Below are 220 nucleotides of genomic sequence, written 5' to 3'. Positions count from 1 at the left end.
CTATCAAGTATGGCTCTCCGAGGTCATGTTGCAACAAACTCAGGTTGCCACCGTTATTCCTTACTTTCAGCGTTTTATGGCGCGCTTTCCCAACGTACGCGCCTTGGCAGAAGCGCCGCTGGACGAAGTGCTGCACCTGTGGACCGGCCTGGGCTACTACGCTCGCGCGCGCAACCTGCATAAGGCGGCGCAAACCATTGTCGCACAGCACGGCGGCGAG

The 220-nt window shown here is 59.1% G+C and carries 1 pseudogene; it reads left to right on the top strand.

Annotated features, from left to right (window positions below):
• Nucleotides 1-220, top strand: a pseudogene (locus JEM65_RS21645) (A/G-specific adenine glycosylase); the annotation flags it as partial.

The organism is Gelidibacter salicanalis, from assembly GCF_016469035.1.
Taxonomy (GTDB): Bacteria; Bacteroidota; Bacteroidia; order Flavobacteriales; family Flavobacteriaceae; genus Gelidibacter; species Gelidibacter salicanalis_A.
Note: the sequence above shows the minus strand (reverse complement) of the source record. Positions and strands in the feature narration are given on the sequence as shown.